General features: G+C 63.9%; 23 protein-coding genes. 6 read left to right on the top strand and 17 right to left on the bottom strand.

Annotation, left to right across the window (positions count from 1 at the left end):
- Window positions 1-8 precede the first annotated feature (8 nt).
- A complete protein-coding gene (locus AC3WWH_RS20530) occupies window positions 9-785 on the top strand; it encodes an SDR family oxidoreductase (RefSeq protein WP_492377205.1) in 777 nt (258 codons plus the stop codon).
- A 130-nt stretch (window positions 786-915) separates the two neighbouring features.
- Here AC3WWH_RS20530 and AC3WWH_RS20525 read toward each other — a convergent pair whose 3' ends face one another.
- The 13 genes from AC3WWH_RS20525 to AC3WWH_RS20465 all read right to left on the bottom strand — a co-directional run bounded on the left by AC3WWH_RS20525 (window position 916) and on the right by AC3WWH_RS20465 (window position 17,227).
- Entirely contained in the window at window positions 916-2,985 is a 2,070-nt protein-coding gene (locus AC3WWH_RS20525) for an ATP-dependent helicase (RefSeq protein ID WP_492377204.1), read from the bottom strand.
- Between the two features lie 622 nt (window positions 2,986-3,607).
- Window positions 3,608-5,047, bottom strand: coding sequence for an NAD-dependent succinate-semialdehyde dehydrogenase (locus tag AC3WWH_RS20520; RefSeq protein ID WP_492377203.1), 1,440 nt, complete (start codon window positions 5,045-5,047; stop codon window positions 3,608-3,610).
- A 238-nt stretch (window positions 5,048-5,285) separates the two neighbouring features.
- A complete protein-coding gene (gene pcaF, locus AC3WWH_RS20515) occupies window positions 5,286-6,488 on the bottom strand; it encodes a 3-oxoadipyl-CoA thiolase (RefSeq protein ID WP_058322297.1) in 1,203 nt (400 codons plus the stop codon).
- Window positions 6,481-8,463 (bottom strand): 3-hydroxyacyl-CoA dehydrogenase NAD-binding domain-containing protein, encoded by a 1,983-nt coding sequence (locus AC3WWH_RS20510; protein WP_058322298.1) that lies wholly within the window; start codon window positions 8,461-8,463, stop codon window positions 6,481-6,483. The genes pcaF and AC3WWH_RS20510 overlap by 8 nt, the downstream gene beginning before the upstream one ends.
- A 10-nt stretch (window positions 8,464-8,473) precedes the next feature.
- Entirely contained in the window at window positions 8,474-8,869 is a 396-nt protein-coding gene (locus tag AC3WWH_RS20505; protein WP_058322299.1) for a RidA family protein, read from the bottom strand.
- Entirely contained in the window at window positions 8,847-9,275 is a 429-nt protein-coding gene (locus AC3WWH_RS20500) for an acyl-CoA thioesterase (protein WP_058322300.1), read from the bottom strand. The genes AC3WWH_RS20505 and AC3WWH_RS20500 overlap by 23 nt, the downstream gene beginning before the upstream one ends.
- 12 nt (window positions 9,276-9,287) lie before the next feature.
- Entirely contained in the window at window positions 9,288-10,475 is a 1,188-nt protein-coding gene (locus tag AC3WWH_RS20495) for an acyl-CoA dehydrogenase (RefSeq protein WP_058322350.1), read from the bottom strand.
- Between the two features lie 17 nt (window positions 10,476-10,492).
- A complete protein-coding gene (locus tag AC3WWH_RS20490) occupies window positions 10,493-11,689 on the bottom strand; it encodes an acyl-CoA dehydrogenase family protein (RefSeq protein ID WP_492377202.1) in 1,197 nt (398 codons plus the stop codon).
- 2 nt (window positions 11,690-11,691) lie between these two features.
- Window positions 11,692-12,534, bottom strand: coding sequence for an enoyl-CoA hydratase family protein (locus AC3WWH_RS20485; protein WP_492377201.1), 843 nt, complete (start codon window positions 12,532-12,534; stop codon window positions 11,692-11,694).
- A gap of 2 nt (window positions 12,535-12,536) precedes the next feature.
- The gene (locus AC3WWH_RS20480; RefSeq protein ID WP_492377200.1) at window positions 12,537-13,313 is read right to left on the bottom strand and encodes an SDR family NAD(P)-dependent oxidoreductase; all 777 of its coding nucleotides are present in this window, start codon (window positions 13,311-13,313) and stop codon (window positions 12,537-12,539) included.
- A complete protein-coding gene (locus AC3WWH_RS20475; protein WP_058322304.1) occupies window positions 13,310-15,631 on the bottom strand; it encodes a bifunctional salicylyl-CoA 5-hydroxylase/oxidoreductase in 2,322 nt (773 codons plus the stop codon). The genes AC3WWH_RS20480 and AC3WWH_RS20475 overlap by 4 nt, the downstream gene beginning before the upstream one ends.
- Window positions 15,632-15,845: 214 nt before the next feature.
- Window positions 15,846-16,367, bottom strand: coding sequence for a MarR family winged helix-turn-helix transcriptional regulator (locus tag AC3WWH_RS20470; RefSeq protein ID WP_492377221.1), 522 nt, complete (start codon window positions 16,365-16,367; stop codon window positions 15,846-15,848).
- 101 nt (window positions 16,368-16,468) lie between these two features.
- Window positions 16,469-17,227 carry a GntR family transcriptional regulator gene (locus AC3WWH_RS20465; RefSeq protein WP_058322306.1) on the bottom strand — a complete coding sequence of 253 codons (759 nt, stop codon included), beginning with the start codon at window positions 17,225-17,227 and terminating at the stop codon, window positions 16,469-16,471.
- Window positions 17,228-17,388: 161 nt separating this feature from the next.
- On the opposite strand from AC3WWH_RS20465, the gene AC3WWH_RS20460 reads away from it, so the two are divergent.
- The 5 genes from AC3WWH_RS20460 to AC3WWH_RS20440 all read left to right on the top strand — a co-directional run bounded on the left by AC3WWH_RS20460 (window position 17,389) and on the right by AC3WWH_RS20440 (window position 22,523).
- The gene (locus AC3WWH_RS20460; protein ID WP_492377199.1) at window positions 17,389-18,378 is read left to right on the top strand and encodes an ABC transporter substrate-binding protein; all 990 of its coding nucleotides are present in this window, start codon (window positions 17,389-17,391) and stop codon (window positions 18,376-18,378) included.
- A 64-nt stretch (window positions 18,379-18,442) separates the two neighbouring features.
- Window positions 18,443-19,222: an ABC transporter ATP-binding protein gene (locus tag AC3WWH_RS20455; protein WP_113399355.1), complete on the top strand. Its 780-nt coding sequence runs from the start codon at window positions 18,443-18,445 to the stop codon at window positions 19,220-19,222.
- A 5-nt stretch (window positions 19,223-19,227) separates the two neighbouring features.
- Window positions 19,228-20,151 (top strand): ABC transporter permease, encoded by a 924-nt coding sequence (locus tag AC3WWH_RS20450; RefSeq protein ID WP_058322309.1) that lies wholly within the window; start codon window positions 19,228-19,230, stop codon window positions 20,149-20,151.
- Window positions 20,152-20,166: 15 nt separating this feature from the next.
- Complete coding sequence (kynU, locus tag AC3WWH_RS20445) at window positions 20,167-21,414, top strand: kynureninase (protein ID WP_492377198.1); 1,248 nt, start codon at window positions 20,167-20,169, stop codon at window positions 21,412-21,414.
- A 140-nt stretch (window positions 21,415-21,554) separates the two neighbouring features.
- On the top strand, window positions 21,555-22,523 hold the full coding sequence (locus AC3WWH_RS20440) for a threonine ammonia-lyase (RefSeq protein ID WP_492377197.1): 969 nt from the start codon (window positions 21,555-21,557) through the stop codon (window positions 22,521-22,523).
- 9 nt (window positions 22,524-22,532) lie between these two features.
- Here the strand turns inward: AC3WWH_RS20440 and AC3WWH_RS20435 are convergent, their stop codons facing one another.
- The 4 genes from AC3WWH_RS20435 to AC3WWH_RS20420 are packed head-to-tail and all read right to left on the bottom strand — an operon-like array spanning window position 22,533 to window position 25,857.
- On the bottom strand, window positions 22,533-23,219 hold the full coding sequence (locus tag AC3WWH_RS20435; protein WP_492377196.1) for an ABC transporter ATP-binding protein: 687 nt from the start codon (window positions 23,217-23,219) through the stop codon (window positions 22,533-22,535).
- Window positions 23,216-23,965, bottom strand: coding sequence for an ABC transporter ATP-binding protein (locus tag AC3WWH_RS20430; RefSeq protein WP_492377195.1), 750 nt, complete (start codon window positions 23,963-23,965; stop codon window positions 23,216-23,218). Before AC3WWH_RS20430 ends, AC3WWH_RS20435 begins: the two co-directional genes overlap by 4 nt.
- Window positions 23,958-24,929 (bottom strand): branched-chain amino acid ABC transporter permease, encoded by a 972-nt coding sequence (locus tag AC3WWH_RS20425; RefSeq protein ID WP_492377194.1) that lies wholly within the window; start codon window positions 24,927-24,929, stop codon window positions 23,958-23,960. The genes AC3WWH_RS20430 and AC3WWH_RS20425 overlap by 8 nt, the downstream gene beginning before the upstream one ends.
- A gap of 7 nt (window positions 24,930-24,936) precedes the next feature.
- Window positions 24,937-25,857: a branched-chain amino acid ABC transporter permease gene (locus AC3WWH_RS20420; protein WP_058322314.1), complete on the bottom strand. Its 921-nt coding sequence runs from the start codon at window positions 25,855-25,857 to the stop codon at window positions 24,937-24,939.
- Window positions 25,858-25,887: the final 30 nt, after the last annotated feature.

Genomic DNA, 25,887 nt, shown 5'->3' with positions numbered 1-25,887 from the left:
GCGCGGACATGGCGGGTCGTCTCGAAGGAAAGCGCGTCGTCATCACTGGGGCGGCTCAAGGCATCGGCCTTGCTATTGCCGAGACCTTCCTTGCGGAAGGCGCGAGCCTCTACCTCATCGATCGTGATGGGGATCTGCTGGCGAGAGAGGCTGAGCGGCTCCGTGCGACGGGCGGAAAGATCGGTTACACCACGGCCGACATCACGGATTCGGATGCCGTCGAACAAGCGGTTGCCACGGCGAACCGCGAGATCGGCCAGCCGAATGCGCTGGTCAACAATGCCGGCGTCAACGTGTTCTTCGAGCCGCTGAAACTCTCGGATGCCGACTGGCAGCGCTGCTTCGACATCAACCTCAAGGGCGCGTGGAACTGCAGCAAGGCCGTGCTGCCGGGCATGATCGCCGCGGGTGGCGGCGTCATCCTCAACATCGCCTCGACCCACGCCTTCACCATCATCCCGCACACCTTCCCCTATCCCGTCGCCAAACATGCGCTTCTCGGCATGACCAAGGCGCTGGGGCTGGAATATGCGGGGCAGGGCGTGCGTGTGAATGCGCTGGCGCCAGGCTACGTGCGCACGCAGAAGGCCGAGGAATACTGGAACTCATTTCCCGACCCGGCCGCGGCGGAAGCCGAAACGATGAAGCTTCATCCCGGCGGTCGCATCGCGACGCCGGAGGAAATCGCCAAGGCCGCCCTCTTCATGATTTCGGACGAATGCCCCTTCATGAACGCCATCTGCCTGACGGTCGATGGCGGGGTGAGCGTGCTGCATCATCCCTAAACCGTCGGCTGATGCGCGCGCCTGAATGGCGATCTCTGCTACAGCAGACGGGTAGAGCATCCTTTTTCATCGGAACGGCGCTGGGCAGCAGGCGGTTCGGAGACCGAAGCATCACGGCCGCGACCCATCCTCACTTCCACATGGAACGCATCCGGGCGCCAACATCGATGCGGATCTGCTTGGCGCTGCGTTCGCCGACGGCCGCCGAAATCTTCGGCCAGTTCGTCGTCTCGAAGAACTGCAGCAGCGTCGCCGGAATGAAGCGGGTCCGCGATGCGTAGACATGCCGGTCGCCCTGGCTGTTCTGGCCGTAGGTGAAGAACCTTTGCGGCGTCACCAGCGCGAGATGGTCGCGCGCCCGCGTGATGCCGACATAGAGCAGCCGCCGCTCCTCTTCGAGTTCGGCGGTCGTGCCGGCACCAAGATCGGACGGGATGCAACCGTCGACGACATTGAGCATGAAGACCGAGCGCCATTCCTGTCCCTTGGCAGAATGAATGGTTGACAGGATCAGGTAGTCCTCATCGAGCAGAGGCACGCCCGCCTGGTCGCTGGTGGCATCGGGCGGATCGAGCGTCAGTTCGGTCAGGAAACGCTCGCGGTTCTGGTAGCCGCCGGCAATCTGCTCGAGCTGCACGAGGTCGGCCTTGCGCGTTTCGGCGTCTTCGTGGATGCGGTCGAGGTGTGGTTCGTACCAGGCACGCGCCGTCGCGATTTCCCCCGGCCATCCTGCGTCGACCTTCCGCAGAGCGGAAACGAGATCGACGAAGTTGGCCCAATCCTCTCCGGTCTTCGGCGGCGCTGGGATTTCCGCGAGTGCTGCGAGCGGCTCCGGATCTGCGGCGATCGCGTCGAGGATCTTGCCTGCCGTCTGCGGGCCGATCCCGGGCAGCATCTGCAACAGCCGGAAACCGGCGACACGGTCACGCGGGTTCTGCGCGAAACGCAAGGTTGCCAGCAGATCCTTGACATGGGCGCTGTCGAGGAACTTGAGACCGCCGAATTTCACGAAGGGAATGTTGCGACGGGTGAGCTCGACTTCGAGCGTGCCGCTATGGTTGGCGGAACGAAACAGCACCGCCTGCTGCTTCAGCGCTATGCCGACCTCGCGGTTGGCGAGAACCTGCTCCACGATATAGGCGGCCTGGTCCGTCTCGTCCTTGACGGTGACAAGCTGCGGGCGCTGCTCCGACTGCCTGTCCGTCCAGAGGTTCTTGGTGAACCGTTCCCGCGCAAGCCCGATGACGCCGTTGGCGGCAGCCAGGATCGGCTGGGTCGAGCGATAGTTTTGATCGAGCGTGATGACGTCGGCGGGTTCCGGCGAAAACGCATTCGGGAAGTCGAGGATGTTGCGGACCGTCGCCGCCCGGAAGGAATAGATCGACTGGGCGTCGTCTCCGACGACGGTCAGGCCATGGCCCTCTGGCTTCAGCGACAGCAGGATCGAGGCCTGAAGGCGGTTCGTGTCCTGATATTCGTCGACCAGGATATGATCGAAACGGCTGCTGATATCCTGCGCCAGTTCCGCGTCGGAAGCCATCTGCGCCCAGTAAAGCAGCAGATCATCGTAGTCGAGGACGTTTTGCGCCTGCTTGGCCTCGACGTAGCCTGCAAACAGTTCCTTGAGTTGCTCTTCCCAGTTCGCAGCCCAAGGATACGCCGTCTTCAACACGTCGATGATCGAGCTTTCCGAATTCACGACGCGCGAATAGATCGCCAGGCAGGTCCCCTTGGTCGGAAAGCGGCTTTCCATCTTCGAAAAACCGAGCTCGTGGCGAACGAGGTTCATCAGGTCGGCGCTGTCTTCGCGATCATGGATCGTGAAATCCTGGCCGAGGCCGATCTGTTCGGCATAAATCCTGAGGATACGCGCGCCGATGCCATGGAAAGTGCCCGCCCAGGAGAGCGCGTCTGTCATGACCGCAGCATTGTCGCCGATGACCTGGCGACAGATCCGCTCGACCCGACGCTTCATTTCCGAAGCCGCCCGTCGTGAAAAGGTCATAAGCAGGATGCGACGCGGATCGGCGCCGTTGACGATCAAATGTCCCACCCGGTGAGCGAGCGTATTCGTCTTGCCCGAACCGGCACCCGCAATGATCAGCAGAGGGCCGCCAACCTGGCCTTGCGGCAGTCCCACACCATGCACCACCGCCTCGCGCTGGCGGTCATTCAGTTTTTCGAGATAAGCGGCGCTCATACGTATCCAGGCGTTGTCAGCAAGATTGCCAAATTCTTCGTTCCGTTTCATCTCCTTGAAAGAATTCACGGATTCCGCTTCACGGCGTCAAACTCTTCGCGCGAAGCAGATGACTCGGAACAAAAATGGAACGTATCAGCTTCGATTGCCGCTGGAAACCCGGCAAGCCGGGCTTTCACCAGGCTGCGATACCGAGGAGTGTTCGACAGATTGTGAGCAGAGCCGTGGACGGTGGGAATTTCGATCTCAAGAAGGAGATGCGGGATTTGGTCACCGTGTTTCGGAAACCTTCGACCTGGCTTTCGGTGCGCCGAACAAGCCAACCCGTTGGTGTTTAGATTGCCCGGGCCACGACCTGCGCAGCGACCGACACCAACAAGGTTGCCAGAGCGAGGGCCGTACCAAATCGTGCGATCTTCAAGCGGCGCCCGCGTGCGCCATTCCAATCATAACCCATCGTGCTCTCCCATAGGCATCATGCCATGCGTCCGATGGTGAGCAAACTTCGTAACAGGGGAGTAAATTTAAGACTGCTACTTCTGCGGGCGGATCTCGTGCCCTTGATGGGTGACACGCAGCATCTCCCGCGCGCCGGGCGCGCGCGGGAGATGATCGAGCGCGGTTACACGCTCTTGCGCGTGACGAAGCGGGTTTCCAGATAGGCTTCGATCGCCTCGGAGCCGCCTTCCGTTCCGTAGCCGGAATCCTTGATACCGCCGAAGGGCACCTCCGGCAGCGCCAGGCCGAGATGGTTGATCGAGATCATTCCGCTCTCGACTTCGCTTGCGAGGCGGTGGGCGCTTCGCTCGGAACCGGTGAAGGCGTAAGCCGCAAGCCCAAACGGCAGGCGGTTGGCCTCATTGATCGCTTCGTCCAACGCGCTGAAGCGGTTGATGATGGAGACGGGACCGAAGGGTTCGTCATTCATGATACGGGCGCTGACCGGAACGTCGGCAAGCACCGTCGGCTCGAAGAAATAGCCTCGGTTGCCGATGCGATGGCCGCCGGTTGCCAGCCGGCCGCCATGCTCCACGGCGTCGGCGACCAGGCTTTCGATCGCCGGGATGCGCCGCTCGTTGGCCAGCGGCCCCATGTCGATGCCGGTCTCAAGGCCGTTGCCGACCTTGATCTTCCGCGATGCGGCGACAAAACCTTCAAGGAACTGATCGGCCACCCGCTCCTGCACCAGGAAGCGGGTCGGCGACACGCAGACCTGACCGGCATTGCGATACTTGCTGCCGGACATGATCGCGACGGCCTGCTCGATGTCGGCGTCCTCGGTGACGATGACCGGGGCGTGGCCGCCGAGTTCCATCGTCGCGCGCTTCATGTGCTGGCCGGCGAGCGCCGCCAGCATCTTGCCGACCGGGGTGGAGCCGGTGAAGGACATCTTGCGGATTACCGGATGCGAGATCAGATACTCCGAGATGACCGCCGGCACGCCATAGACGAGGTTGACGACGCCTGCGGGAATGCCAGCATCGACGAAGCACCGGATCAGTTCGGCCGGCGATGCCGGTGTTTCCTCGGGTGCCTTCACGATGATCGAGCACCCGGTGGTCAGCGCGGCGGACAGCTTGCGTACGACCTGGTTGATCGGGAAATTCCAGGGCGTGAAAGCGGCGACCGGGCCGACGGGCAGCTTGACGGTCATCTGGGTGACATCGGGCGTGCGCGGCGGAATGATCTGGCCATAGGCGCGCTTTCCTTCCTCGGCAAACCACTCGATGATTTCGGCGGCGCTGAGGATTTCGCCCTTGGACTGGGCCAGCGGCTTGCCCTGTTCCCGCGTCATCAGCCAGGCGATGTCGCCGGCACGCTCGCGCAGCAGCGCCGCTGCCGTTCGCATGACCTTTGCCCGGTCGAAAGCCGAGGTCGCCCGCCAGACCCGGAAGCCTTTTTGGGCGGCGTTCAGCGCTTCATCCAGATCCGCCACTTCTGCCCAGGCCACCTGGCCAATCGTTTCCTCGGTGGCCGGGTCGATGACGGGAATGGTCTTGCCCGCTCGAGCCGGCCGCCAGGCGCCGTCGATATGAAGGAGGATATCGGGATACTGGGTCATGGGGGAACCTTTGAAGATTGACGTCTATCGCTTCGAGTGCAGGACGCGCCGGTGGGGAAGTGCGAAGGAGCGCGATGCCGATCAGTTGGGCGCTTCCGCCGGCAATATCAAGACGCGATTTGTCAGGAATAGGCGTGTCGGTTCCGAAGCCGGTGTCGAAAGGGGATGGGGGCTACCCGCGATGACGTGATCTGGCGATCGCGCCAGACCTTGCATCGATCCTTCTAAGAGGCGGACATCACGGCCGCGTCAGCAGCATCGAGATGCCCTGTCCGACGCCGATGCACATAGTGGCGAGCGCCCGCTTCGCACGTTGCTGCTCAAGCTCCAAAGCTGCCGTCAGCGCCAGGCGTGCCCCTGACATGCCAAGCGGATGGCCAAGCGCGATGGCGCCGCCATTCGGATTGACGTGGGACGCATCGTCGGCCAACCCGAGCTGCCGCATGCAGGCGAGCGCTTGTGCCGCGAAGGCCTCGTTCAGTTCGACGATATCGATGTCGCCGAGACGGAGGTTCAGACGCTCCAGGAGCTTGCGGGTCGAAAACACCGGGCCGATGCCCATGATGCGTGGCGGAACACCCGCCGTCGTCATCCCGTCGACCCGAGCGAGCGGTTGGAGCCCGTAGCGTTCGACCGCTTGGCCGGAGGCAAGGACGAGAGCAGCCGCGCCGTCGTTGACGCCGGAGGCATTACCGGCCGTCACCGTGCCGATGGCGCGGAATGGCGTCGACAGGCTGGCAAGCTTTTCGATGGTCGTCTCGCGCGGGTGCTCGTCTTGCTCAACCCATGTCGTCTCGCCCTTGCGTGCCTTGATCGCATAAGGGGCGATTTCGCGGGCGAAACGCCCGCTCTTTTGCGCAGTGGCCGCCCGGGCCTGGCTGCGCAGTGCAAAGCCGTCCTGGTCTTCGCGCGAGATCGAAAACTCAGTGGCGACGTTTTCTGCGGTCTCCGGCATGGAGTCGATGCCGTATTGGGCTTTCATGACAGGATTGACGAAGCGCCAGCCGATCGTCGTGTCATGGATTTCGGTGCCGCGCTGGAACGGGCTTTCGGCCTTCGGCATGACGAAGGGCGCGCGCGACATGCTTTCGACGCCGCCGGCGACGATGATCTCGGCTTCGCCCAGACGGATCGCGCGGGCGGCGTAGCCGACGGCGTCCAGCCCGGAACCGCAAAGCCGGTTGATCGTCGTTCCGGCTACCGTTTCGGGCAACCCCGCGAGCAAGGCGGCCATGCGCGCGACATTGCGGTTGTCCTCGCCCGCCTGGTTGGCGCAGCCAAGAACAACCTCATCGATCGCCTCAGTCGGAACGGACGAAACGCGCGCCAGTGCCTCGCGGATTACGTGGGCGGCAAGATCGTCCGGGCGCGCGCTCGACAGCGCGCCGCCATAGCGACCGATGGGCGTGCGGACGCCGCCGACGATATAGGCTTCACCCATGGGATTTGTCCTTGTTTTGCTCGGCCGTGAACATCGGCCCGCCCTTGTGCGCGGGAAAGCCGTAGCCGTTGATCAGCACCAGATCGATGTCGCTTGGACGTGCCGCGATCCCTTCGGCCAGCAGGGCCGTTCCCTCGTCGGCCATCGCTTTCAGAAGCCGGCTCACGATCTCGTCCGCGGTGAAATCGCGCGGCGTGATGTTCTTCACCGCTCTTGCGGCTTCGATGACCGCAGTGACCTCGGGGTCGACGGCCCGCTTGCCATCGGGATAGGCGTACCAGCCGCGGCCGCTCTTGCGACCGAGACGCCCCGCTTCGCAAAGCCTGTCGGCGATTTCGACATAGCGGGCAGCGGGATCCCGCGTCGCAGCCTGTCGCTTACGGCGCGCCCAGGCGATCTCGAGCCCGGCCATGTCGTTGACGGCGAAGATCCCCATCGGAAAGCCATAGGCCTCGAGCGCGGCGTCGATCTGCTCCGGCAGTGCTCCATCCTCCAGCATGAACTCTGCCTCGCGGCGATAGGCGGAGAAAATGCGGTTGCCGATGAAGCCTTCGGTGACGCCTGAAACGACGGGCAGCTTGCCGAGACGTTTGACGAAGGCAAGCGCACTTGCCAGCACGTCCGGTGTGGTCTTGGCGCAGTTGACGACTTCGACAAGCCGCATGACGTTGGCGGGCGAGAAGAAGTGCAAGCCTACGACCCGCGACGGATCGGCTGTCCCGGCGGCAATCGCATCGGGATCGAGGTAGCTCGTGTTGGTCGCGAGGATGGCGCCGGGTGCGACGATGCCGTCGAGCCTCTGAAACAGCTCTGTCTTAACCTGGAGATCGTCGAAGACCGCTTCGATGACGAGGTCGGCATTCGCGAGATCTCCGGCTTCGGCGGTCGTCTGCAGCCGCGCCAGGCAGTGATCGCGGCCGGCCGCAGTCAGCCGTCCGGAGCGCAGGGTCTTGTCGAGCGTCTCGGCGATCCGTGCCCGCCCGCTGGCGGCGGCTTCTTCCGTCTGCTCCAGCGCGACCACGCGGTAGCCGGAGGTCAGGGCGGAGACCGCGATGCCGGATCCCATCAAGCCGGTGCCGACGACACCGACGGTCTCGATCCTGCGCGGCGATACCTTATCGAGCCCCTCGACCTTGCCGACGGCACGCTCGGCGAAGAACACGTTCCTGAGGGCAGCGGACTCGGTGGAATCCCGCAAACGCAGGAAGGTCGCGCGTTCCTCGGTCAGTCCTTGTTTCAGATCGAGTTCGCCGGCTGCCTTGACGAGGCGAACGGCCTCGGCGGGGGCAGCTTGGCCGCGGGCTTTCGCCAGAACCTTTGCCTCTGTGGCGCTGATGGCTGCGGCGTCCGCCGGCGGAACGGCGATCATGCCCGTCAGGTGGAGCGGTTTGGCGGCGTGTTCCTGCACGAAAGCCAGTGCGGCACCTACGGGATCGGCGGCAACGCTGTCGGCAAGGCCAAGCGTCACGGCTTCGGCGGCCTTGACGGCACGCCCGGTTCCGATGAGGTCGATCGCCGCGACGATACCGATCAGACGCGGAAGGCGCTGCGTCCCACCCGCGCCCGGGACGAGGCCGAGTTTGACTTCGGGGAGGCCGAATGATGCCTTCTCGCCGGCGATACGGCCGTGGCAGGCGAGCGCCACTTCGCAGCCGCCGCCAAGCGCCGCGCCGTTGACGGCAGCGACGACCGGCTTCTCAAACGCCTCGATGCGCTCGATCACGTCCGGAAGCGTCGGTTCGACCGCCGGCTTGCAGAACTCCCGGATGTCGGCGCCACCAATGAAGGTGCTGCCGGCGCCCGTGATGACCACGCCCCTAATCGTGGGGAGACTGGCCGCATGGTCGAGCGCCGCCACCAGGCCGGAGCGCACATGCGACGAGAGCGCATTGACGGGCGCATTGTCGATGGTGACGACGAGTACGTCGTCTTCAACACGGGCGGAAACGCTCTCCGAAAACCGGACCTCGGACATGGTTGCAGCCTCAGTCGGGGATGACGGCCGTGGCCTGGATCTCGATCTTGGCGCGGTCCTCGACGAGCGCCACGACCTGCATCGCCGCCATCGCCGGGAAATGCCGGCCGATGATGTCGCGATAGGCCTGACCGATGCCGCGCAGATTGCCGATATATTCCTGCTTGTCGGTGAAGTACCAGGTCATCGTGGTGATGTGCTGCGGCTCCGCACCGCCGGCGGCGAGCACAGCGACGACGTTCTTCAGCGTCTGGCGCACCTGCTCGACGAAATCGTCGGTCTCGAACTCGGATTGCGCGTTCCAGCCGATCTGGCCGCCGACAAAAACAGTGCGGCCCGTTGCAGCCACGCCGTTGGCGTAGCCGATGGGCTTTGCCCAGCCTTCAGGTTGCAGGATGGTGTGCATCGGTCGTCTCCAGATGTTTGGTCAGCGCAGCGCGGATGTCGTCCGGCCATGCCAGTGAAGCGTGATTGTCGAGCGCGGTGGCAACGACCCGCTGTTTCGCGGTCCAGAGCACCGTGTCCCTTGCCGAGACCGTGTGCTCCATGTCGAGCGACGACCGGCCAATGCCGTGGACAGCCAGCGCGAAATCAAGTTCGTCGCCCTGAAAGCCCGGGCGAATGAAGGTGAGATCGAGGCGCACTGTCGGCACGCCGATCCGCCGCTCGTCGTTCATCGTCTTCCAGGGAAAGCCGAGCGACGCGAAGAAGTCCTCCGTCACCCCGACAAGGATGTTGAGGTAGGACGGAAAGTAGGCGATCCCTGAGGGGTCGCAGTCTCCGAAGCGCAGCGGTCTCTTGGTCCTGAACATCGATGCCGGACCTCAGTTGGCGAAGGCGGCGATGCCGGTGATGGCACGACCGAGGATCAGCGCGTGGATGTCATGCGTGCCCTCATAGGTGTTGACCACTTCGAGGTTGACGAGGTGACGTGCCACCGGAAATTCGTCCGAAATGCCGTTGCCGCCGAGCATGTCGCGGGCGGTTCTGGCGATCTCCAGCGCCTTGCCGCAGGAATTGCGCTTGAGGATCGAGGTCAGCTCGACCGGCGGGTTGCCTTCGTCCTTCATGCGGCCGAGGCGCAGGCAGCCCTGCAGGCCAAGGGCAATTTCCGTCGCCATGTCCGCGAGCTTCTTCTGGATCAACTGGTTGGCGGCAAGCGGTCGGCCGAACTGCTTGCGGTCGATCACGTATTGCCGCGCCGTCGCGTAGCAGGACTCAGCCGCACCAAGGGCGCCCCAGGCGATGCCGAAGCGCGCGGAGTTGAGGCAGGTGAAGGGACCTTTCAGCCCGGTCACATCGGGCAGCATGTTTTCTTCCGGCACGAAGACCTCGTCCATGACGATCTGGCCGGTAATCGATGCCCTCAAGCCCACCTTGCCGTGGATCGCCGGTGCGCTGAGCCCCTTCCATCCCTTTTCGAGAATGAAGCCGCGGATCAGACCATCGGCGGTCTTCGCCCAGACGACGAAGACGTCGGCGATCGGCGCATTGGAGATCCAGGTCTTGGAGCCGGAAAGCAGATAACCGCCATCGACCTTGGCGGCGCGGGTGATCATCGAGCCGGGATCGGAACCATGATCGGGCTCGGTGAGGCCGAAGCAGCCGATTTTCGTGCCGGCAATCAGTCCCGGCAGGTATTTGCGTTTCTGGTCCTCGCTGCCGAAGGTATAGATCGGCACGATCACCAGCGACGACTGTACGCTCATCATCGAACGGTAGCCGCTGTCGACCCGCTCGATCTCGCGGGCGATCAGGCCGTAGGAGACGTAATTCAGTCCGGCCCCGCCATATTCCTCGGAGACCATCGGGCCAAGCAGACCGAGCTCGCCCATCTCGGCAAAGATCGACGGGTCGGTCTTTTCATGGCGGAAGGCCTCCTGCACACGGGGCGCAAGCCGGTCTTCGGCATAGCCCTCGGCGGTGTGCCGCACCATGCGTTCTTCTTCGGTCAACTGCGCATCCAGGTTGAATGGATCCTGCCAGTCGAATGACGCCTTCGAACCATGCATGTTCGACATCCCCCTCGTTATCGTCCCGTACCTTTCATCAGCTCGCGGCCGATGATGAGCTTTTGAACCTCGGTCGCGCCCTCGTAGATCCGCAGTGCCCGGATCTCGCGATAGAGCCGTTCGGTGATTTCGCCGACGCGCACGCCGCGGCCGCCGAAGAGCTGCAGCGCCTGGTCGATGACCCATTGTGCATTCTCGGTCGCCGTCATCTTGGCCATGGCCGCTTCCCGCGTGGTCGGCCGCTTCTGCACGTCGCGCTGCCATGCCGTGCGGCAGGTCAGAAGGGCGGCGGCGTCGATCGCAGTCGCCATCTCGCCGAGCGTGCTTTGCGCCGTCGGCAAATCGGCAAGGGTTGCGCCGAACATCTTGCGGTTTTTTGCATGCGCCACTGCCTCGTCGAGCGCCCGGCGGGCAAAGCCTGTTGCGGCGGCCGCGACGGACGAGCGGAAGATGTCGAGCGTGCGCATGGCGATCTTGAAGCCTTCGCCGGGGCTTCCGAGAAGCTGCGACGCCGGGATGCGGCAATTGTCGAAGCGAAGCCGGGCAAGCGGATGCGGCGCAATCGTCTCGATGCGCTCGGCGATCGTGAAACCCGGCGTGTCGGCGAAGACCACAAAGGCGGAAATGCCGCGCGTGCCGGGCGCTTCGCCGGTGCGGGCAAAGACGGTGTAGACGTCGGCGATGCCGCCGTTGGAAATCCAGGTTTTCTCGCCATCGAGCACGAAATGATCGCCCTCGTGTCGCGCACTACAGGCCATCGCTGCGACATCCGAGCCAGCCTCGGGTTCGGAAAGCGCAAAGGCGGAAATCCACTCGCCGCGGCTGACCTTGGGCAGGACGGCCTGCTTCAGTGCCTCGGAGCCAGAAAGGCTGATCGCGCCGGTGCCAAGCCCCTGCATGGCGAAGGCGAAATCGGCAAGACCGTCGGTATAGGCAAGCGTTTCGCGGATGAGGCAGAGCGACCGGCTATCGATCTCCTCGCTTGCGCCGCCAAATGCTTTCGGCACGCAATGGCGAAGCACGCCTGCGGCGCCGAGAGCGCTGACGAGGTGTTTGCACGCGGCATCGGCATTTGCGTGATCAATCTCGCCGAGGCCGCCACGGGATACGAAGTCATCCAGCTCCGCAGCAAGCGCACGATGGCCATCGTCGAAGAACGGCCAGTCGAGATGGTCGCGGGTTGGTGGGCGCAAAGTCGTGTCACGGGAACTCATGCTCAATTCCCTTTGAATTCCGGCTTCGCCTTGGCGGCAAAGGCCTCGAAGGCGCGGCGGAAATCGCCGGTCGCCATGCAGATCGCCTGGGCCTGGGCTTCCGATTCGATCAGCTGGTCGATGCCCATCGCCCATTCCTGGTCGAGCATCTTCTTGGTCATCGCATGGGCGAACCAGGGGCCATCAGCGATGGTGCGTGCGAACTTCTGCGCTTCTCCAAGCAACGATGGACGCTCGTGCAGGGCGTTGTAGAAGCCCCAGGCATGACCCTCGGTCGCGGTCATGACCCGGCCGGTGAAGAGCAGTTCGGCGGCGCGGCCCTGGCCGATGATGCGGGGAAGGATACCGCAGGCGCCCATGTCGGCACCCGCGAGCCCAACGCGCGTGAAGAGAAAGGCCGTCTTCGCTTCCGGCGTCGCGACGCGGAAATCTGAAGCCATCGCCAAGATAGCCCCGGCGCCGGCGCAGATTCCGTCCACGGCCGCGATCACGGGTTGGGGGCAGGCACGGATCTGGCGCACCAGTTCGCCGGTCATGCGGGTGAAATCCAAGAGGTCGGGCATCGACATGCGCGTCAGCGGTTCGATGATTTCGAAGACGTCGCCGCCGGAGGAGAAGTTGTCGCTGGCGCCGGTCAGCACCACGGCGCGCACGTCGCTGGCGCGGGCAAGCAACCGGAAGAGATCGCAAAGCTCCTCGTAGCTCTCGAAGGTCAGCGGGTTCTTCTTTTCCGGACGGTTGAGCGTGATCGTCGCGACCCGGCCGTCCGCGTCCGTTTCGAACAGGAAGTGCTTGGCCTTGTGGTCCCTAAAGGCGCGCTTCTTGGCCTGCATCGGGTTTGTCATCTCTATCCTCCGAGAACTTCGCCACCGGCAACGGCGATCGCCTGGCCGGTGATCGCGGTCGCCTTCTCCGACACCAGCCAGGAGACGGTGTCTGCCACCTCATCCGGCGTCACCAGGCGCCCTTGCGGATTGGAACGGGCAAGGCTGGCACGTGCCTCCTCGCGCGAGCGACCGGTCTTCTCGCTGATCGTGTCGAGCGCGCCATCGATCAGCGGCGTGTCGGTGAAACCCGGGCAGACGGCATTGACGGTCACGTCGGTTCGCGCAAGCTCGAGCGCCAGAGCGCGTGTCAGGCCGACGACGCCGTGCTTCGATGCGCAATAGGCAGATACATAGGCATAGCCGGTGAGGCCCGCTGTGCTTGCGACATTGACGATGCGGCCGTTGCCGGCCCGGCGCACGGAGGCAAGGGCTGCCTGCGTTACGAGAAAGACGCCGGTGAGGTTGATCGAGATTACCCGCTGCCAGAGCGCTAGATCGGTCTTCTCGAACGGCGCCGAGGGCGCTTCGCCGGCGCAGTTGACGAGAACGGCGATTTCTCCGCTCTTCGCAATCGCAGCCGCAATGCCTTGCTCGATGGCGGCCGGGTCGGTCACGTCAAACCCATGGTGGACGCGGGCTTCGCCGCCCGATGAGAGGATCTCTGCTCGCACGGCTTCGAGCGGTGCTGCGCGTCGCCCGGCCAGGCTGACGATATGGCCGTTGGCGGCGAGCGCAAGCGCGATCGCCTTGCCGATCCCGCTGCCCGCGCCTGTGACAAGGGCGTGCCTCTTGCTCATGGCTTGCCCGCCGTCGTTGCCGCACGCGCCAGATTGTTCACATATTGCGCGCGGGCGGAGTGGTACTGCTTGGGCCAGGGCTGATCGTCATAGCCGATCTTTGCCGCCTCATGCAGGACGAAGGATGGGTCGGCCAGGTGCGGGCGGGCAATCGCGCAGAGGTCGGCGCGACCGGCAGCGATGATGGAATTGGCGTGGTCGGCCTCGGATATCGCCCCAACGGCGATCGTCGCGACCTGGATCTCGTTGCGGATCTTGTCGGAAAACGGTGTCTGGAACAGGCGGCCGTAGACCGGCTTTTCCTCCTTCACCACCTGACCGGAGGAGCAGTCGATCATGTCGGCACCGGCCTCCTTGAACAGGCGGGCGAAGATCGCCGCGTCCTCGGGGGTGTTGCCACCCTCGTGCCAGTCATGGGTCGAAAGGCGCACCGACATCGGTCTGTCCGCGGGCCACGCATTGCGAACGGCATGGAACACTTCGAGGGGGAAACGGGCGCGGGCCGCATGGTCGCCGCCATACTCGTCCGTGCGACGATTGGTGAGCGGCGACAGGAAACTCGACAGCAGGTAGCCGTGCGCCACGTGCAGTTCGAGGATGTCGAAGCCAAGATCGCGGGCGCGCTCTGTGGCCTGCACGAAGTCGGCGACGACGCGGTCCATATCCGCCCGCGTCATTTCGCGCGGCGTGTCCGAATGCTTCAGATAGGGCAGGGCCGAGGCGGAAATGAGTGGCCATCCGCCTTCCTTGAGGGGTTGGTCGATCCCCTCCCAGGCGAGCTTGGTCGCGCCCTTGCGCCCGGCGTGCCCAAGCTGGATGCCGATCTTGGCCGGCGTCTGATGGTGCACGAAATCGACGATCCGCTTGAAGGCATGCGCCTGCTCGTCGTTCCAGAGACCAAGGCATCCGGGCGTGATGCGAGCATCGGCCGATACGCAGGTCATTTCCGGGAAAACGAGAGCGGCGCCCCCCATGGCGCGTGCGCCGAGATGCACCAAGTGAAAATCGTTCGGCACGCCATCGGTTGCCGAATACATCGCCATCGGCGAAACGACGATGCGGTTCTTCAGCGTCAGGCCGCGGAGCTTGAACGGCGTGAACATCGGCGGCGGGACCGTGCCGTTTGCGGCCGGCTCGACGCCGGCGCGTTCGGCAAACCAGCGCTCGAAGCCTTCGAGCCAGTCCTTGTCGCGCAGGCGAAGGTTCTCGTGGCTGATGCGCTGCGAGCGGGTCAGCATCGAATACATGAACTGCTCGGGCTCCAGCGTATCGGCGTAGCGCGTGCCGACCACTTCGAACCACTCCATGGCATTACGGGCCGCATTCTGGATGCGGGCGACATCGACCCGGCGTACCTCCTCGTAAGCAGCGAGAACGGCGGGGATATTGGCCTTGTCGTGGCCGAGAATGTCGAACTGACGGGTAAGCTCGATGGCGTCGTCGATGGCAAGCTTGGTGCCTGAGCCGATGGCGAAATGGGCCGTATGGGCGCTATCGCCCATCAGCACGACGTGGCTGCGGCCGTTGAAATGGCTCCATTTCTCGCAGATCAGCCGACCGAAATTCAGCCAGGCCGAGCCACGCAAATGGCGCGCATTGGTCATCAGCTTGTGGCCGTCGAGGGTCTCGGCAAAGAGCTTTTCGCAGAATTCGATCGATTGCTGCTGGTCCATCTGGTCGAGACCATGGGCCCGGAAGACGTCATCGGTGGTCTCGACAATGAAGGTCGAGGTGTTTTCGTCGAAGCGGTAGATGTGCGCCTGGAACCAGCCATGTTCGGTGCGCTGGAAATCGAAGGTGAAGGCGTCGAACTGCTTGTTCGTGCCGAGCCAGACATAGCGGTTCGGCCGAACGACCATATCGGGCCGGAAGACGTCGGCGTATCTGTTGCGGATGCGCGAATTGACGCCGTCGGACGCGATGATCAGATCCGCGTCGGCGAACTGCTCGTCGCTCTCGACATCCTGCTCGAACACCAGTTCGACGTCGAGTTCGAGGCAGCGCTCCTGAAGGATGTTGAGCATCTTCTTGCGGCCGATGCCGACGAAGCCGTGGCCGGTCGTCCTGATCTTGCGACCCTTGAAGACCAGCTCGATATCGTCCCAATGGTTGAAAGAGATCTCGATCGCCTCGGCCGTCTCCGGATCCCATTGGCGCATCGATTGCATGGTGGCATCCGAGAAGACGACGCCCCAGCCGAAGGTGTCGAAGGCGCGGTTCCGCTCGACCACGGTTACGTGGTGTTCCGGGTGCTGGCGCTTCATCAGCAGCGCGAAATAGAGCCCGGCTGGCCCGCCACCGATACAGACGATCCGCATGTCGTTCTCCTCCCGAGTTCCGGCTGCGTGTGTCGCCGTCGAGATGCCGTTGGCCGTCATCCCGGACTGCTGGGAACAAGGTGGACTCGTTCGGGAGAAATTTCAAGCTTAAAATTGTTTTGGGTGGACGTGATGCGTGTGCGCGCGTTCAGACGACGGCGCGGTGGTCATCACGCCGCTCTACGCTCTTGGGAAAAGGGAAGAGGTGTTGCCCTCAGGAGTTGCGGGCCAGGGAAGCGATAACGGACCGCTTGAGCTTGGCAAGCTCGTCCATCAGCACACCACCGTCCTGCGGTGAAACATCCGCGAACAGGTCGGAGATCCAATCGGCATGGGTTGCTGCCATCTTCTCGAATTCGGCGCGGCCGTAGGGAGTCAACGCGATGACCTGCACGCGGCGATCCGTCGGGAGCGTCGTACGGCTGATGTGGCCGCTCTCGGTCAAGCGCTCCACCAGCACCGTAATGTTGCCGGGCGAAACCATCATGCGCTTCGAAACTTCGCCAAGCACCATGCCGTCAGGGGCGCGTTCGAGTTGGGCCATCAGGTCGAAGCGCGGCAAGGTCGAATCGAATTCTTCCCGAAGCCGGCGACGGATCTCGCTCTCGACCAGCGTCGAGCAGGTCAGCAGGCGCAGCCAGAGCCTGAGCTCGGCGCGGTGATCGCCTGGAGCTTCGAGCGCCTTGGTCTCGCCATCCACCCATTCCGGCGAAGTATCGAACTTGTCTTCACCCATCATTGCAAACGCCCGCTTCTTTTCCCGCGCCTTGGCAGGCACTTCCCTGTCTCTTTGCTTTTAGAGACGTTTCCGGCTCTTGGACAGGCTGTCACGTGCCGTCATTTGGACGCATGCCGCGGCAACGGCGGTGAACGGCCGCTATCTTCGGACTGGTCGTAGACATTGACCGTAAAGCCGATGTGGTCGGTCATCAGCTTTCGGGCGCGGTCGACGTCGCGGTCGAGTGCGGCCTCCATCAGTTCCGTATGATGCTCTATTGCCATCGCGTCCTGCAAGGCGGCAACCGCTTCCTCGTAGCCCACGCTCATCCCTGCGGCAGCGCGCAGTGTGGGGGCCAGGCTCAGGAAACGGTGGTGGCGGCGGAGCTGGTCGGAGATCGTCGCCTGGAAGCGGGAAAGCCAGCTCGATCTCGCCGCACCGATCAGGGCGGTGTGAAAGGCGGCGTGCTTCTCGTCCCACTCGTCGATTTCGCTTTCGGAGACGTTTTCGACGGCAATCTTGCAGCGCGACAAGCGATAATGGGCGGTGACGACGGCGGACTCCCATGCGCTGTCGCCATTTTCGATCGACTCGACGAGCAGCGGAATTTCGACGACCTGCCGCGCTCGGGTGAGGTCGTCGAGCGCCTCCCGCGAGACCGGCGCGACGGCAAAGCCGCGATTGCTGATCGCCGTGACCAGGCCCTCCGCTTCCAGCCGCGACAGTGCTTCCCGCAGAGGCGTCCAGCCGAGCCCGTAGCTTTCGCGCAGCGCGCTTAGCTTCATCGGCGCGCCGGGCTGCAGCCGCGTCGCCAGAATGTCGCGGCGGAGCAACCGGTAGGCCGATTCGGTTTTGGTCGACTGTTCGTGGTCTTGCATCAAGTTCCCTTAACGCCCGCATCGGATCAACACAATTATATATAGTTATGCGGTTCAGATGAAAATATATATATTTGTTTGACAAGACCTCCGACCGTCGCCATCATCCACGCACGCCGCCGAGGAGGGCGGTAACGCTCGTCAAATTCTGGGAGGGATGTATGAGCAGGCTTAAGAGCACTTGGCTTTCGGGATTGGTCGTCGCCGGCGCAATGGCGTGGGGACTGGGAACGGCTGCCGCTGATCCGATCCGCATCGGCATCGCCAACTTCGGCGAACATCCGCAATTGAGCGCGTCGATCGCCGGCTTCAAGAAGGCGCTGGCTGAAAACGGCTTCGTCGAAGGCACCGACGTCGTCTACACCGAGAGCCACACCAATTTCGACGCCTCGCTCGTTCCGCAGATGATTGCCAAGCTGCAGGCCGAGCAGCCGAAACTGATCTACACGATCACCACGCCGGTCTCGCAGATCGCCAAGAAAGCGCTCGCCGGCTCCGGCATCCCGGTTGTCTTTTCTGCCGTCACCGATCCGGTGGCCGCGAAGCTGGTTCCGTCCTGGGAGGCCGGTGACGAGGGAATGACCGGTGCGACGGACCTTCAGGATGTGGCCGCCGTGATGGCCTTTACCCGCAAGCTGCTGCCGGAAGCCAAGCGCTTCGGCGTGCCCTACAATCCGGGCGAGGCGAACGACACGGCGCTGCTCGACAAGATCAAGGAAGCCGCACCTGCCGCCGGCTTCGAAGTCGTCGCCGTCGGCGTCGACAACGTCAACGACATTCAGCAGCGCATCGCCTCCTTCGCCGGCAAGGCCGACGTGATCTACACGCCCGCATCCAACCTGCTGCAGCCGGCCATCGGCGCAGTTTCTGCGGCGGCACGCCAGGCAGAGATCCCGATCGTCAATTCCGACGACGGTGCCGTCCGCGATGGCGTCGTGCCGGCAAGCTTTGCCGTCAACTACGAGCAGGTCGGCGTCAATGCCGGCAAGATCGCTGCGGAGATCCTCAAGGGCAAGGACCCGAAGACGATCGCGGCGTCGCGCCCGAGCTATGAAGACCACGCGCCGCTGATCTCGAAAAAGGCGACGGCCGCCTTCGGCATCGAAGTGCCGGCATCGCTCGCCACCGACTGCGGCTGCGTCGTCGACTGATCTCCAATTGGTCTCAACAGTGACGGCGCCGGGAGCGCCGTCACTCCACGGATAGGGGGAGCCAATGCTGGAAATCAGATCGGCCCGCAAGGTTTTCTACAAGGGGCAGGCAGACGAGAAGGTCGCGCTCGACGGCCTCAAACTCAGCCTCGCCACAGGCGAATTCGGTGTCGTCATCGGCTCGAACGGCGCCGGCAAGAGCAGCATGCTCAACGCCATCTCCGGCGCGCTCGTGCTCGATAGCGGCCAGGTCGTCATCAATGGCGACGACGTGACGGCCATGCCCGTGCACAAGCGTGCCATGCGGCTTGCCCGCGTTTTCCAGGACCCGATGCGCGGCACCGCCGCCAGCATGACGGTGGCGGAAAACATGTTGCTCGCCGAACTGCGCAGCAACAAGCGCACCTTGCGCCGCGGCCTCAATGCGGCGCGGCTTGCCACCTACAAGGAACGGCTGTCGCTGCTGGGCCTTGGTCTCGAAAACCGTCTCGACACACGGGTGGAGCTTCTGTCCGGCGGACAGCGGCAGTCGCTGTCGCTGATCATGGCGGTCGGCGGTGAGCCGGAACTGCTGCTGCTCGATGAGCATACCGCAGCACTTGATCCCCGCACCGCCGATATCGTGATGAAGGCGACGATCCGCGCGGTCGAGGCGCTGAAGCTGACGACGCTGATGGTGACACACAACATGCAGCATGCGGTAGACTTTGGTCATAAGGTGATCATGCTCGATGCCGGGCGCGTCCGCCTCGAGATCGACGGCAAGGAAAAGGCTCAGACGACCGTGCCTGATCTGATCGGCCATTTCTCCGTCAAAACCGACCGCATGTTCCTGGCGAGCTGACGATCATGGATATTCTTCAAAACACCATCGCGAGCTTCGTCTCGCTCGTTCCCGTCACGCTGGCGCAGAGCCTGATCCTCGCCTTCGTGGTGCTCGGGATCATGATCCCGTTCCGCATGCTGAGCTTCCCGGATCTGACCAGCGAAGGCGCGTTTCCGCTCGGCGGCTGCGTCTGCGGCGTGCTGATGGCGGCGGGCATGTCACCGCTGGCCGCGATCGCCATCGCGCTCGTCGCCGGCTTCGTCGCCGGCTGCTGCACGGCGTTCATTCATCTCAGGTTCCGGATCCACACCCTGCTTGCCGGTATCCTGATGATGACGATGCTCTATTCGATCAACCTCAGGATCATGGGGCGTTCGAACCTCTCGGTCTTCGGCGCAACGACCGTGTTCGACTGGGCGCCGGGACTGCAGCCGGGCTTCCCGGCAAGCAAGATTGTGGTCGCGGGGCTGATCGCGCTCGTTGTCTTCTTCCTGCTCTATCATTTCTTCCGCACCGAGAAGGGCACCGCCGTCCGTGCCGTCGGCGCCAACCCCGATATGGCCGAAGCGCAAGGCATCAACGTCTGGCTGGCGACCATCGGCGGTGTCGGCCTTGCGGGCGCGTTTTCCGCAGGCAGCGGCGCGCTGATGGTGCAGTCGCAGGGCTTTGCCGACGTCAACATGGGCCTCGGCATCCTGATCAACGGCCTTGCGGCGCTCATGATCGGCGAGGCGATCGTCGGCAAGCAAAGCGTGCTGCGCCAGCTCGCTGCCCCCTTTGTCGGTGCGATCGTCTACTACCAACTCGTTTCCTTCTGCCTGGCGGCCGGTATGCCCCCGCCGGACCTGAAACTTGCGACCGGCCTGTTCGTTCTCGCCATGCTGGCTCTTCCGAGCCTCAAGCGAAGCCGCGGACCGGCACCTGCCCGCGAAACCGTTCGCGAATAAATGAGGACCACCTTCATGAATGCAGTTCCTGATTTTGCTGCGATCGAGGCGATGGATGCGGCCGATGTGCTGCGTCCGATGCGCGAGCGTTTCATCTTGCCGCCGAACCTGATCTACCTGGACGGCAACTCGCTTGGCGTCGCCTCGACCGCCGCTTTCGACGAACTTCGCAAGGCCGCGACCGAGGAATGGGGGCAGGATCTCATCCGCAGCTGGAACACGGCCGGGTGGTTCGAGATGCCGCTTGCGCTCGGCGACCGGGTCGGGCGGCTGATCGGGGCGGCCGCCGGCCAGACTGTCGTTTGCGATACGACGTCGATCAACATCTACAAGGCCCTGCATGCCGCCATGGCGCTCCGGCCCGATCGTTCTGTCATCGTCAGCGAAGGCGGCAGTTTCCCGACGGACCTCTACATGGCCGAGGGCGTGGTTTCGACGCGCTCGGGCGCTTCGTTGCGGCTCGAAGGGGTCGATGCGCCCGATATCGAGGACCTGATCAACGGTGACGTTGCCGTGGTTCTCGTGAACCACGTGAACTACAAGTCCGGTGAACTGCGCGACATGGCGGCGCTGACACGCAAGGCGCATGAGCATGGCGCGCTGGTCATCTGGGACCTCTGCCATACCGCCGGCGCCCTGCCTGTCGATCTCGATGGCGCCAATGTCGATTTTGCCGTCGGCTGCACCTACAAGTACCTGAACGGCGGTCCTGGCGCGCCTGCCTTCATCTATGCCGCGACCCGTCATCACGGCGATATCCGCCAACCGCTCACCGGCTGGTGGGGCCATGCACGCCCCTTCGCCTTCGAGAAGAGCTATGCGGCCGGCGAGGGCATCCGTCGTTTCCTCTGCGGCACGCAACCGATCCTGTCGCTGCGGGCGCTGAAGGGTGCGCTCGACATCTGGGACGATGTCGACATGGCGCAATTGCGCGAGAAGAGCATCCGGCTCACCGATCTCTTCATCACGCTCGTCGAGGCGAAATGCGCTGCCTACGGCCTGGAACTCGAGAGCCCGCGCGACGGGACAAAACGCGGCAGCCAGGTTTCGTTCAGCCATCCAAACAGCTACGAGATCATGCAGGCCCTCATTGCCCGCGGCGTCATCGGCGACTTCCGCGCGCCCACCACGATGCGCTTCGGCTTCACGCCGCTCTACGTGAGCTATGCCGATGTGTGGCGGGCGGTCGAGATTCTGGAAGAAATCCTCGGCACAGGTGCGTGGCAGGATGCGCGCTTCGCCGTCCGTGCGGCCGTGACCTGATTGATGGCAGCGAAGAACTGCGGGCGGCATTTCGCCCGCAGCGTCTTGTTCAGACGCAGACTGAAGTCGCCGCCCGCAACGGATTCGTTCCGAACCACTGTGCCCGAAGGTGGGAAGACGGCTAACGGGGGACTTAAGCAATGACCGCACCACGCCGTCCGACACGGGATGAAATCGCCGAGGCTCGCGGCCGCATCGCTCCCCACTTCGCGCGAACCCCGTTGGTGCGGCTCGACCACGGCTTTCCCGACCGGCAGATCTTCCTGAAGCTGGAGACCCTTTCACCGATCGGCGCCTTCAAGCTCCGTCCCGCCTTGAACGCCCTATTGTCACGCGATCCGGCCGATCTGCAGAACGGCGTGGCCGTCACCAGTTCCGGTAACATGGCTTACGGCATGGCCTGGGCCGCGCGCCTCATCGGCGTGCCGATGGTTGCCTATATGTATCGCGGCGCGGCGCAGACGAAGATCGACGGCGTACGCGCGCTCGGTGGCGAAGTGCGCTTCGTCAGCGTTGAGACCTGGTGGGACTACATTACCGATGCGGCCCGTCCGGATGCGCCGGAACTGCTGATCAATCCGGTGACCGACCAGGCGGTGCTCGCGGGCAACGGCTCGATCGGCATGGAGATCAGCGAGGATCTGCCCGATGTCGACGTGGTGCTCACCCCCTATGGCGGCGGCAGCATGACGACCGGGGTCGCCAGCGCTGTCAAGGCCACTTCCGACCGTTGCCGTGTCTTCGCGGTCGAGGATGACAGCGCCGCTCCGGTTTCGGCGGCACTTGCGGCGGGACAGATCGTGACGATCGAGACCCGCCCGTCGTTCATCAAGAGCATCGGCGCGCCATCGCTTGTGCCGCAGCTTTGGCCAGTGGCACGGGAACTCATCGACGGGGCGATTACCGTCAGCTCGGCCCAGGTGACCGAAGCCATGCGGCTCCTCTTCAAAAAGGGCAAGGTCGTCGCCGAGGGGGCAGGGGCCGCCTCGCTCGCCGCCGCGATCTCGCGGCCGGATCTCAAAGGAAACGTCGTCTGCGTCATCTCGGGCGGCAACATCGACGCATCCGCCTATTCCGTTGTGCTCGGTGGCGGTATCCCCTCGACCTGATTGGCAAGCTCAGACGCCGAGATAGCGGTCCTGAAGCGCCGGTGTCAGCGCTGCCGGCGACCCTTCGAACACCGTCGCACCCTTTTCCAGGACGAAGCAGCGATCGGCCACGGGCAGCAATTCCGAAAGCGTCTTGTCGACGACGAGGATCGATTGGCCGGCGGCCTTCAGCGTGCGGATCGCCGACCAGATGTCCTGCCGAATGACCGGCGCAAGGCCCTCGGTTGCCTCGTCGAGAATGATCAGGCTGGGATTGGTCATCAGCGCCCGGCCGATGGCAAGCATCTGCTGCTCGCCGCCCGAGAGCGTGTTGGCATATTGGTCGCGCCGTTCACCGAGGCGGGGAAAGAGGGAGACCACCTTCTCGAAGGTCCACTCGCTGCCGCGGGCCGTGGCGACGAGGTTCTCCATGACGGTGAGATTGGGGAAGCAGCGTCGCCCTTCGGGCACGAGGCCGAGGCCGAGTCTCGCTATCCGGTGCGGTCGCATGCCGAAGATCGCCTTGCCGGCGAAGCTGATCGCGCCGGAGCGCGGGCGCACGAGGCCGAGGATCGAGTTGATCGTCGTCGTCTTGCCCATGCCGTTGCGACCCATGAGCGCGACGACCTCGCCCTCCCGCACATCGAGAGTGACGCCGAAGAGCGCCTGCGATGCGCCGTAGAAGGTTTCGAGACCTTTCAGTTCGAGCAGGCTCACGCGGCTTCTCCCAAATAGGCGCGGCGAACGTCCGGATCGCTGCGGATTTCATCGACCGTGCCTGTTGCGATGATGCGGCCATAAACGAGCACGGAAATGCGATCCGCAAGCGCAAAGACCGCGTCCATGTCGTGTTCCACCAGCAGCATCGGCGCTTCATGGCGCAAGCCGTCGAGGAACGTCGTCAGCCGCTTCGAGCCTTCCGGCCCCATGCCGGCCATCGGTTCATCGAAGAGAAACGCCCTCGGCGACAGCGCCAGCGCGATGGCGATTTCGAGCTGCCGGCGTTCGCCATGCGAAAGTTCCGCCGCCGGCACATGGGCGCGCGCGGCGAGGTCCACACGCTCGAGCATCGCCATTGCCGGCTCGGTCAGGTCCCTATCGCTCGTAACCTGGCGGAAGAAGCGGAAGCTGCTGCCCTGTCGCGCCTGCACCGCCAGCATGACGTTGCGAAGCGCTGAAAACTCCTGCGCCAGCGACGAAATCTGGAAGCTGCGCGCAAGGCCGAGCCTCGCGCGGGCTGCCATGTCGAGCCCGCCGATATCCTCGCCGAGAAAGCGGATGCTGCCGCTGTCGGCCTTGAGCGAACCGGCGATCTGGTGGATCAGCGTGCTTTTTCCGGCACCGTTCGGGCCGATCAGCGCATGGATTTGCCCTGGGCGAAGCTCAAGGCTGACCCCGTCGGTCGCCTTGAGCGCGCCGAAGGATTTGCGGAGATCGCGGATTTCGAGAACAGGCTCAGACATGGCGCGGCTTTCCGGAGAGCAGGCCCAGCAATCCGCCGCGGGCAAAGAGCACGATGCCGAGCAGGATGAGGCCGAGGAAGAACTGCCAGCGCTCGGTGATACCGCCGAGCACATATTCGAAGAAGACGAAGATCATCGCGCCGGCGACGGGGCCGAACAGCCGACCCTTGCCGCCGAGGATGATCAGCACGATCAGTTCGCCCGACATGTGCCACGACAGCATGGAGGGCCCGACGAAGCGATTGAGATCGGCATAGAGCGCGCCGGCAAATCCGGTGATCATCGCCGAGGCGGCAAAGGCGACGAGCCGGATATTGAAGGGTGCGATGCCGACGGCGGCAAGGCGGATTCCATTCTGTCTTGCCGCCTGCAGGGCGCTGCCGAAGCGCGAACCCTCGATCACGCGGAACAGGAGAAGTGCGGCCATGAGTGCCGCATAGCAGATGAGGAAATAGGGCAGGGGCTTGGCGGTATTCACGCCGGGAAAGGCGTTGCGCATCGACATCGACAGGCCGTCTTCGCCACCATAGGCTGGCCAGGAGACTGCGAAATAGTAGATCATCTGCGCGAAGGCGAGCGTGATCATGATGAAATAGACGCCTGATGTGCGCAGGCTGATCGCGCCGATCGGCAGCGCGATGAGGCCGGCAACCGCCACGGCCGCTATCCAGACGAGCGGCATCGACGTCGTTGCCGGAATTCCGGCAAACAGCGGCTCGCCATTGAGGGCGTGGGTGGCAAGGATGCCGGCGACATAGCCGCCGAGCCCGAAGAAGGCTGCGTGGCCGAAGGACAGCAACCCGCCGAGCCCGAGCGCCAGATTGAGGCCGACGGCGGCAAGCGCCAGGACGACGACGCGGGTCGCGAGCGTCACATAGAAGGGTTCGCCCATGCCGGCGGCCAGAACCGGTGCGCCGAGAAGCAGAAGGGCAAGCAGCAGGTTGACGGTGGTTTCGCGGCTCATCTTGACCTCACGACTGTGCCGCAAACAGGCCGCTCGGCCTGAAGGCGAGGATGAGGGCCATGACCACATAGATCAGCATCGAGGCGAGCGCCGCGCCAATCGTAGTCGCCTGCGATGCGGGCATGGTGAGCGCCAGAACCGAGGGGAGCAGGAAGCGGCCCATCGTGTCGACAACGCCGACAATCACCGCGCCGACGAGCGCGCCCTTGATGGAGCCGATGCCGCCGATGACGATGACGACGAAAGCGAGGATGAGGACCGGTTCGCCCATGCCGACCTGCACCGACTGCAGCGCACCGACGAGGGCGCCGGCAAGCCCGGCGAGTGCTGCGCCGAGCGCGAAGACGACCGTGTAGAGCGTGCCGATGTCGACACCGAGCGCGCCGATCATCTCGCGGTCGGATTCGCCGGCGCGGATGCGCATGCCGAGCCGCGTCCTGGCGATCAGCAGATAGAGACCAATGGCCACGGCGATGCCGACGCCGATGATCGCCAGGCGATAGAGCTGGTATTGGCCGCCGCCGGGGAGGGGCACCGCGCCCTGCAGCAAGGGCGGTATGTCGAGGTAAAGCGGAAAGGAGCCAAAGAGCCAGCGTGCGCCTTCCGACAGGATCAGGATCAGCGCGAAGGTGGCGAGCACCTGGTCGAGATGGTCACGATCATAGAGCCTGCGGATGACGGCAACCTCGATGATTGCACCGACGCCCGCCGCAGCCGCAAGACTGGCGATCAATCCGATCCAGAAGGAGCCGGTCGCGGCAGCGACGGTCGCGCAGGCGAAGGCGCCGATCATGTAGAGCGAGCCGTGGGCAAGGTTGATCAGGCCCATGACCCCGAAAATCAGGGTCAGGCCGGCGGCCATCAGAAACAGCATCACACCGAGCTGGAGCCCGTTGAGGAGTTGTTCGATCAGGAGTGCGGTGAACAAGAGACCGGTCCAAGCTTCATATCAGGAGGA

This window comes from Ensifer sp. EB106-03-01-XG145 (assembly GCF_058792075.1).
The sequence above is the reverse complement of the archived record's forward strand: the minus strand, read 5'-3'. Positions and strand labels throughout refer to the sequence as shown.

Coding starts and splice junctions, on each gene's coding strand:
- AC3WWH_RS20465 (WP_058322306.1), bottom strand. CDS start 17,227: ATGCAAGACCACGAACAGTCGACCAAAACCGAATCGGCCTACCGGTTG.
- kynU (WP_492377198.1), top strand. CDS start 20,167: ATGAATGCAGTTCCTGATTTTGCTGCGATCGAGGCGATGGATGCGGCC.
- AC3WWH_RS20455 (WP_113399355.1), top strand. CDS start 18,443: ATGCTGGAAATCAGATCGGCCCGCAAGGTTTTCTACAAGGGGCAGGCA.
- AC3WWH_RS20525 (WP_492377204.1), bottom strand. CDS start 2,985: ATGAGCGCCGCTTATCTCGAAAAACTGAATGACCGCCAGCGCGAGGCG.
- AC3WWH_RS20480 (WP_492377200.1), bottom strand. CDS start 13,313: ATGAGCAAGAGGCACGCCCTTGTCACAGGCGCGGGCAGCGGGATCGGC.
- AC3WWH_RS20470 (WP_492377221.1), bottom strand. CDS start 16,367: ATGGGTGAAGACAAGTTCGATACTTCGCCGGAATGGGTGGATGGCGAG.
- AC3WWH_RS20490 (WP_492377202.1), bottom strand. CDS start 11,689: ATGAGTTCCCGTGACACGACTTTGCGCCCACCAACCCGCGACCATCTC.
- AC3WWH_RS20505 (WP_058322299.1), bottom strand. CDS start 8,869: ATGCACACCATCCTGCAACCTGAAGGCTGGGCAAAGCCCATCGGCTAC.
- AC3WWH_RS20450 (WP_058322309.1), top strand. CDS start 19,228: ATGGATATTCTTCAAAACACCATCGCGAGCTTCGTCTCGCTCGTTCCC.
- AC3WWH_RS20440 (WP_492377197.1), top strand. CDS start 21,555: ATGACCGCACCACGCCGTCCGACACGGGATGAAATCGCCGAGGCTCGC.
- pcaF (WP_058322297.1), bottom strand. CDS start 6,488: ATGGGTGAAGCCTATATCGTCGGCGGCGTCCGCACGCCCATCGGTCGC.
- AC3WWH_RS20475 (WP_058322304.1), bottom strand. CDS start 15,631: ATGCGGATCGTCTGTATCGGTGGCGGGCCAGCCGGGCTCTATTTCGCG.
- AC3WWH_RS20425 (WP_492377194.1), bottom strand. CDS start 24,929: ATGAGCCGCGAAACCACCGTCAACCTGCTGCTTGCCCTTCTGCTTCTC.
- AC3WWH_RS20485 (WP_492377201.1), bottom strand. CDS start 12,534: ATGACAAACCCGATGCAGGCCAAGAAGCGCGCCTTTAGGGACCACAAG.
- AC3WWH_RS20520 (WP_492377203.1), bottom strand. CDS start 5,047: ATGACCCAGTATCCCGATATCCTCCTTCATATCGACGGCGCCTGGCGG.
- AC3WWH_RS20495 (WP_058322350.1), bottom strand. CDS start 10,475: ATGCATGGTTCGAAGGCGTCATTCGACTGGCAGGATCCATTCAACCTG.
- AC3WWH_RS20460 (WP_492377199.1), top strand. CDS start 17,389: ATGAGCAGGCTTAAGAGCACTTGGCTTTCGGGATTGGTCGTCGCCGGC.
- AC3WWH_RS20500 (WP_058322300.1), bottom strand. CDS start 9,275: ATGTTCAGGACCAAGAGACCGCTGCGCTTCGGAGACTGCGACCCCTCA.
- AC3WWH_RS20430 (WP_492377195.1), bottom strand. CDS start 23,965: ATGTCTGAGCCTGTTCTCGAAATCCGCGATCTCCGCAAATCCTTCGGC.
- AC3WWH_RS20510 (WP_058322298.1), bottom strand. CDS start 8,463: ATGTCCGAGGTCCGGTTTTCGGAGAGCGTTTCCGCCCGTGTTGAAGAC.
- AC3WWH_RS20530 (WP_492377205.1), top strand. CDS start 9: ATGGCGGGTCGTCTCGAAGGAAAGCGCGTCGTCATCACTGGGGCGGCT.